This is a genomic window from Streptomyces sp. WAC00040, from assembly GCF_056835925.1.
The window spans coordinates 931,971-939,627 of the sequence record NZ_JAKQZE010000004.1; the positions used below are offsets into that span (position 1 = coordinate 931,971).

The 7,657-nt window shown below is 72.7% G+C and carries 5 protein-coding genes; all 5 read left to right on the forward strand.

Annotated features, from left to right (window positions below; translation table 11 throughout):
* The first annotated feature begins 45 nt into the window (after positions 1-45).
* The 5 genes from MDN94_RS34895 (at position 46) to MDN94_RS34915 (ending at position 7,084) form a co-directional block, all read left to right on the forward strand.
* Positions 46-762: a MerR family transcriptional regulator gene (locus MDN94_RS34895; protein WP_482729815.1), complete on the forward strand. Its 717-nt coding sequence runs from the start codon at positions 46-48 to the stop codon at positions 760-762.
* A 518-nt stretch (positions 763-1,280) separates the two neighbouring features.
* Entirely contained in the window at positions 1,281-2,024 is a 744-nt protein-coding gene (locus tag MDN94_RS34900; protein ID WP_482729816.1) for an HAD family hydrolase, read from the forward strand.
* Positions 2,021-4,420, forward strand: coding sequence for a glycoside hydrolase family 65 protein (locus tag MDN94_RS34905; protein ID WP_482729817.1), 2,400 nt, complete (start codon positions 2,021-2,023; stop codon positions 4,418-4,420). Before MDN94_RS34900 ends, MDN94_RS34905 begins: the two co-directional genes overlap by 4 nt.
* Before the next feature lie 154 nt (positions 4,421-4,574).
* Positions 4,575-4,946 carry a hypothetical protein gene (locus MDN94_RS34910; RefSeq protein WP_482729818.1) on the forward strand — a complete coding sequence of 124 codons (372 nt, stop codon included), beginning with the start codon at positions 4,575-4,577 and terminating at the stop codon, positions 4,944-4,946.
* A complete protein-coding gene (locus tag MDN94_RS34915) occupies positions 4,943-7,084 on the forward strand; it encodes an FUSC family protein (RefSeq protein ID WP_482729819.1) in 2,142 nt (713 codons plus the stop codon). Before MDN94_RS34910 ends, MDN94_RS34915 begins: the two co-directional genes overlap by 4 nt.
* Positions 7,085-7,657 lie beyond the last annotated feature (573 nt).

Sequence of the window (7,657 nt, forward strand, 5' to 3'; positions counted from 1 at the left end):
TCAAGGTGAACCGTCGGGCGCGCGACAGCCGAGGGGTGTGGTGACGTGGGGAACCGGCTGCGGGCCGCCGACCTCGCGCGGACGGCCGGGATCTCGGTCCAGCAGGTCCGCAACTACGTGGAGACGGGAGTTCTGCCACCGGTCGAACGCACCGCCAGTGGTTACCGCGTCTTCACCGCCGCACACGCCGAAGCCCTCGCCACGGCTCGAGAAGCAGCCGCGGGTCACGGCTGGGCGACCACCCGCAGCGTCATGCGAGCCGTCCACGACGGAGATCTGGAGACCGCGCTGGCCGCTCTCGACGCCAGTCATGCCGAACTGGACCGGGAACGCGCCGAACTGGCGGCGGTGCACGACGCCCTGGGCGCCGTCCTCGCGCACCCGACGGTCACCACAGCCACCGGGCCCCCCGGCATGCGCATCGGCAAGGTCGCACGCGCCGTGGGGGTCCGTCCGCCCGTGCTCCGCCTCTGGGAGGCCCACGGTCTCCTGCGACCGGACCGGGAGCCGGGCACGGGATACCGCGTCTACTCCCGCTCGGAGCTCCACGCCGCGCAGGTCGTCGCGCTGCTGCGCCGAGGGCACTACCCGCTGGCCGCCATCAAAGCGGTACTGGGCGAACTGCGGGCCACCGGCAGCCCGGACCGCGTGCTCGGCGAACTGACGAACAGGCAACGGGATCTCCACCGCCGCAGCCTCCACCGGCTCAGAGCCTCCGCGGCCCTGCATGCCTACCTGCGGCACCTCGGCCACACCGTCTGACGGTTCGTGCGTCAAGGCCGTGCGTGCACATCGCATCGCGGGTCGGGCGCAGGGCGGGCAGGCCGGCGTCGTGGACGTTGTCGTTGCGCGAGAAGCACCACACCGAGCGGTCACGCGGCTGGGGCAACGGGAGGATGCCGTCGACCTTGAGGCGGGCTGCGTCGACCGACGCGAGCGTGGGCGTGCAGCCGACCGTGTCCCCCGCATGCAGCCACGCCTTGGACAGCGGGGAGTTGCCGAGGCGGGCACGTTCTCCCCGGCGTGGGAAAAGGGGCGGTGGACCTGGTGCAGCGGACGGGTTCCCACCTCGTGATACCCGCCGGCCCAGGCCTCCCCGGCCCGACCGCCTCCACCGGCCGCCCATCGCCCGCTACCGGTGCGGCGGGTGCGGGGAGCTTCCGGCGGAGGCGGGGCTGCTCCGGATGACACCCGGCGCGTCATCCGTACGTGGTACGCGCGGTGCGGCGCCACTCTGCTGCTGCCCCAAGGGGCCGCCGTAGCCTCCTAGCCTCGACCGTATGCTGGGGCTTCCCGATCACGTGCACACCTGTCTTTTCGACCTCGACGGCGTCCTCACCTGCACCGCGAAGGTCCACGCGGCGGCCTGGAAGGAGATGTTCGACGACTTCCTGCGGCAGCGGGCCGACCATGAGGGGACGGCTTTCGTGCCGTTCGACGTCGTTCGCGACTACGACGAGTACGTCGACGGCCGGCCCCGCGAGGACGGCGTCCGCACCTTCCTCGCTTCCCGCCGTATCGAGCTGCCCGAGGGTGCGTCCGACGACCCGCCGGGCCGGGAGACGGTCAACGGCCTGGGCACCCGCAAGAACGACCTGGTACTCCGCAGAATCCGCGAGGACGGCGTGGATGCGTACGAGGGATCCGTGGCCTATGTGCATGCCGTCCGCAACGCCGGCATGCGCACCGCGGTCGTCTCGTCCAGCGCCAATTGCCGGGATATGCTCGCCGCTGCCGGTATCGAGGACCTGTTCGACGAGCGCATCGACGGAGTCGTCGCACACGAGCAGGGCCTCCGCGGCAAGCCCGCACCCGACACCTATCTGGCCGCCGCCCGCACCCTCGGTGTCGCTCCGGGGGACGCGGCCGTGTTCGAGGACGCCCTCGCCGGTGTGGAGGCAGGCCGGGCCGGGCGGTTCGGCCTCGTCGTGGGCGTCGACCGCACCGGTCAGGCCGCCGAGCTGCGGCGGCACGGGGCGGACGTCGTGGTGGACGACCTCGCCGAACTCATGGAGTCACGATGATCAGCCACTCCGGTTATACGGTCGAGCCGTGGCGCCTGCGCGAGACCGGGCTCGACCTCGACGTCCTTTCCCAGAGCGAGTCCCTCTTCGCCCTCGCCAACGGCCACATCGGCTGGCGCGGCAACCTCGACGAGGGCGAGCCCCACGGACTGCCCGGCGCCTATCTCAACGGGGTCCACGAACTCCACCCCCTCCCGTACGCCGAAGCCGGGTACGGCTATCCGGAGTCCGGCCAGACCATGATCAACGTCACGGACGGGAAGATCGTCAGGCTGCTGGTGGACGACCATCCCTGCGACCTGCGTTATGGCGACCTCACCGCCCACGAGCGGGTACTGGACTTCCGCTCCGGCGTCCTGCGGCGCACCGCGGAATGGACCTCGCCGGCCGGCCGGTCCGTCCGCATCACCTCCGAGCGACTGGTGTCCTTCACCCAGCGCGCGATCGCCGCGATCGCCTATGAGGTGGAGCCGCTGGACGGGACCGTCTCGGTAGCGGTCCAGTCAGAGCTTGTCGCGAACGAGCAGATGCCTCACGACACCGGCGACCCCCGGGTCGCCGCGGCCGTCGACTCACCGCTGGAGGCCGAGGAGGACTTCGCCGAGGACACCCGGCTGCGCCTCGTGCACCGCACCAGGAGCAGCGGACTGCGGGTGGGCGCCGCCGCGGACCACCTGGTCGACGGCCCGGCCGGCACGTCCTGGTCCGCCGAGAGCGAGCCGGACGTCAGCAGGCTCACGGTCACCTGCACCCTCCGGACCGGAGAGCGGCTGCGGCTGGTCAAGTTCGTCGGGTACGGCTGGTCCGGCCAGCGCTCGCTTCCGGCCGTGCACGATCAGGTCGACGCGGCGGTCGCCACCGCCCGCAGCACGGGCTGGGAGGGGCTGCTCGCCGAGCAGCGGGCCTTCCTGGACCACTTCTGGTCCTGCGCGGACGTCGAGGTGGACGGCGACGCCCAGATCCAGCAGGCCGTGCGCTTCGCGCTGTTCCACGTACTTCAGGCGGCGGCCCGCGGCGAGGAGCGCGCGATCCCCGCCAAGGGCCTCACGGGGACGGGGTACGACGGGCACTCGTTCTGGGACGTGGAGTCCTTCGTGCTGCCCATGCTCACCTACACCGCCCCGCAGACGGTCGCCCCGGTGCTGCGCTGGCGGCACTCCACCCTGCCTGCGGCGCGGGATCGGGCCCGGCAGTTGGGGCTTGCGGGAGCGGCGTTCCCGTGGCGGACCATCAACGGCGCCGAGTGCTCGGCCTATTGGCCCGCCGGCACGGCCGCCTTCCACGTCAACGCGGACATCGCCGTCGCCGTGGCCCGGTACGTGGAAGCGACCGATGACGAGACGTTCGAACGAGGACCCGGACTGGAACTGCTGGTGGAGACGGCGCGGCTCTGGCACTCGCTCGGCCACCACGACCCGGGAGGCGTCTTCCACATCGACGGGGTCACGGGTCCCGACGAGTACAGCGCCATCGCGCGGGACAACGTCTACACCAACCTGATGGCGCGGCGGAACCTGCTGGCCGCCGCGGACACGGCCGCACGCCACGCCGACCGGGCCGAGGAACTTGGCGTCGACGACGAGGAGACCGCCGCCTGGCGGGACGCCGCCGCCCGGATCGCCATGCCGTACAACGAGGCGCTCGGCGTGCACGAGCAGTCGGCCGGTTTCACCGGCCTCCAGCACTGGGACTTCGCGAACACCTCGTCCGAGCAGTACCCGCTGCTGCTCCACTTCCCCTACTTCGACCTCTACCGCAAGCAGGTGGTCAAACAGGCCGACCTGGTGCTCGCCATGGTGACCTGCGGGGACGCCTTCACGCCTGACGAGAAGGCACGCAACTTCACCTACTACGAGCCGCTTACCGTGCGGGACTCCTCGCTTTCGGCCTGCTGCCAGGCCGTGATGGCTGCGGAGACCGGGCACATGCGGCTCGCTTACGCCTATCTGGGCGAAGCGGCCCTGATGGACCTGGAGAACCTGGAGCACAACACCCGCGATGGGCTGCACATCGCCTCCCTCGCCGGCACGTGGATGGCGCTGGTGATCGGGCTCGGCGGCATGCGCCGGCACGAGGGCAAGGACGGCGCCCACGGCACGCTCGAGTTCGCGCCCCGGCTGCCGGAGCGGCTGACCGGTCTGCGGTTCACGGTGCTCGTGCAGGGGCGCAGGCTGCGGGTCGATATCCGCCGCCAGTCGGCCTGCTACACCATGGAGAAAGGGAATCCGCTGCAGATCCTGCACCACGGCGAACCATTCACCGTCTTCGCGGACCAGCCGGTGGAGCGAGCCGTACCGACTGCGCCGGTACTGCCCGAACCGCAACAGCCCAAAGGCCGCCGCCCGGCCGATCGCAGGCCCGCCGGGACTCCGGCCGACGACGGTGCGGCCGGCTGATGCGCGCATCGTAGGAGCGGGACACCGTCGAGTGGCTGATCAATACGCTTCGCGCGGCCAACGTTCCTGTGCCCCGGCACGGGGAACCCAAATGGATCAGGGACCCGGAGGCGGTCGTGACCGTGGACGACACCGGTCCGACAGGAGCGTATTCATGCGCGCTGAGTTCTTATCGGCCGCGTGGGCGCGGACCTTCATCGCGATCGTGGTCGCCCTGTCGAGCCGTCCCGCCTTGTCGACCTCAAAACTGCCTGTGCCGAGGTTCCCCGAGGCTTCTGGTGCCACAGCCTCCCCATGGACGCCGACGGTGGCGGACATGTTCGCCGGCGTCGCCACCCTGCAGGTCGCTGCGACCGCGCGTGCTGGTGAGGTCTCGTACGTGCCGCTGAGGTTCCTTCTTCCGCCGGGCGTCGCGGTGTTCCTGGTGGCCTCCGTGGTCGTCATGGCCGGACATCACCGTCTCGTGCTCCCTTGCAGGGTGCCGCCGCTCGGCTCGAATGCGACGCGCTGTGGAGGGGTGCTGTGAAGGACGCGGCGGAGCGCACGGAAATCCTGCACCGGTCCCTCCGGGTGACCCTCGCCGCGTCCGCGGGCTTCTACCCTCTCCTGTACGGGCTGCAGACTCCCCTACCGGCGCTGTACGCGCTGTTCGCACCGGTCGCCCTCGGGCTGTTGTCCTCGATCCCCGGGTCCGGGCGTCAGCGTGCCACGGTGATCCTGAAGGCCCTGCCGGTCGGCCTGGTACTGGTGGCACTGGGGACAGTGCTGGCGGTGCGGACCTGGGCGGCGGTGCTCGGCATGCTCGTGGTGGGCTTCCTCCTCGCCTTCGCGGCGGTCGCGGGGCCGCGGCCGGCCGGAGCGGCGCCGGGACTCCAGCTCTTCTACATCCTGGCCTGCTTCCCGCCATACGAACCGCGGACCCTGTGGCTGCGGTTGGCCGGGCTCACCGTGGGCGTGGTGTTGCTGGCGCTGTGCGAGTTGCTCCTACTGCCGCAGTCGGCGGGACCTCCGTACCGGGCGAGCCTCGCGGAGGCCGTGGCGATCGCCGGCGACACCATCGCGGGGCGCACCCGGCTCTCGCCCGAGGCCCTGCGCGCCGCGGGCGCACGGATGAGGCTGTCCAAGATCCCGCCCGCGGAACGGCCCGCGGGCCCTGGACGTACGGCCCGCGGCCTCTGCCAGGCGGGTTCCGCCGCCCGTCGGCTGCTCGAACAGCTTGCGCTTCTGACCGAGACCGGCGAACTGCGGAGCCTCGGCCGGGACGGCGACATCGACGGCGCACGAGGCGGCGACCGAGTCGACACGGCGACCGAGTCGCTGCTGCCGCAGATGGCGACCCTGTGCGACGACACCGCGGCCGCTTTGCGGGCGGGCCGGGCCCGCCCGGGTCCGGAACGGATGGACGAGGCGATCGACGGCTTCCAGCAGATGCGCATGCGGGAGGTGACCGGGCCGGCCGAGGATGTGCCGCCCGTGCCCATGCTGCGTCGGCAGGCGGCGGTACTGGCCGTCGCCGAGTCGGTGCGCATCCTGGAGATCTCCGTACGGGTCGGCCTCGACGGGCGGCGCACCCGGCCGATCGAGCCGCGAGAGCTCTTCTGGTACACGGAGGCCCCCGCAGTCCGGCTCTGGCTCCGCCGCGTGGCCGGCAACATGACGCTGCGCTCCGTGCAGTTCCAGAACGCCGTCCGGATCGCGCTGGCTCTCGGCGCCGCCCGACTGGTCGCCGGATCACTCGACCTGACCCACGGCTTCTGGGTGCTGTTGGCGGTGCTGACGCTGAGCAGGACCACTGTCGGCGAGACCTGGGCGGCGATCCGCAAGGCGGTGGCCGGCAATCTCGTGGGCGCCGTCGCGGCGGGCGCCCTGCTCGTCGGCCTCGGACAGCACGCCGAGGCGTACGCCGTGATCCTCGTACCGGGCATGCTGATCGCCTTCGCGCTCGGGCCACTGCTCGGCATCGCGTGGGGGCAGGGGCTGTTCACGCTCGTGGTGGCCACCGCCTTCGCCCAGATCGCGCCGGCGTCCTGGCAGCTTGCCGAGGCGCGGATCGTGGACGTGGTGACCGGCAGCGCCATCGGTCTGCTGGGCGCGATGCTCGCCTGGCCGGCCGGGGCCCGGCGGGAGGTGCGCAGGACCATGGCGGGCCTGCTGCGCGAGTGCGGACCGCTGGTCACGGGCACTGTCGCGGTGCTGACGGCCGCGCCGCCCGGCTCCACGCCTCCTCCGCCGACGCTCCCCGCCCTGCGGCGGCTGCGTCTCGCCGAGTCCGCCTACAACCAGTTCCGCAGCGAGCCGACGAACAGTTCCGCCGTCACCGTCGACTGGCACGGAGTGCTCATCGCCGCCAACCAGATCCTGCTCGGTGCCCAGTGGCTGCCTCGTTTGGACCTGCCCGCGAGTGCCCTGCCTCCGGACGCGGCGGAACGGGCACGGGCCGGTGCCCGGGCGCTGGCGGGCATCACCGACCGACTCGCCGCCCTTTGCATCGGCGAGCGGTCGTCGCTGGACGATTCGCGGACCGTGCGCCCGGGGCCGACCGGGCCGCCGCTGCCCGCGCTCGTCGACCTCGATGTGTGGCTGCGCAGCATCACAGCCCAGCTCACCCGGATCGAGGACGGGTTGTGCCGCACGCATGCGGTGGGGTCGAGCCCGTTGTCCTGAAGGTGTCGGGCGCCGAGGGGGGCGAACTGGTCCACCGGCGCTGCGACTTCGGGGACGGCGCAGCGACCGTCTCGCTCGGCGTCGCGGCGGCCGGCCCCCGGAACGCTCAGCCTGCGGACACCGGACGGCACGGCCCTCGCCACGGTCGACGTCACCGCGACGGGAGGCGTCCACGACTACGTCACACTGCGTTCGGGCATCGAGATCTCCGGTGTGCACGACCTCCACGTCGAGGTCCCCGGACCGGTGCGGTGTGCGGTGATGGCCTTCGCCCCGCTGACGGGGCGGGCGGGCAGGGACCGGCGGGCCCCGCCGGGCCCCCCCCCCGGCGGGTCCAGGGGCGGGCCCCGGCCCACGGCCAAGCGGGTGGCCCCCCCCAACCCCCCGGGGTGGGGTGGGGGGCGGGGCAGGGGGGTTGGGGGAAGGGGTCGGGGGTGGGGGGGGGGGGGGGGGGGGGGGGGGGGCGCGGGCGGGGGGGGGGGGGGGGGGGGGGCCGGGGCGGGGGCGGGGGGGCGGGGGGCGGGGGGGGGGGGGGGGCGGGGGGGGGGGCGGGCGGGGGGGGCGGGGGGGGGG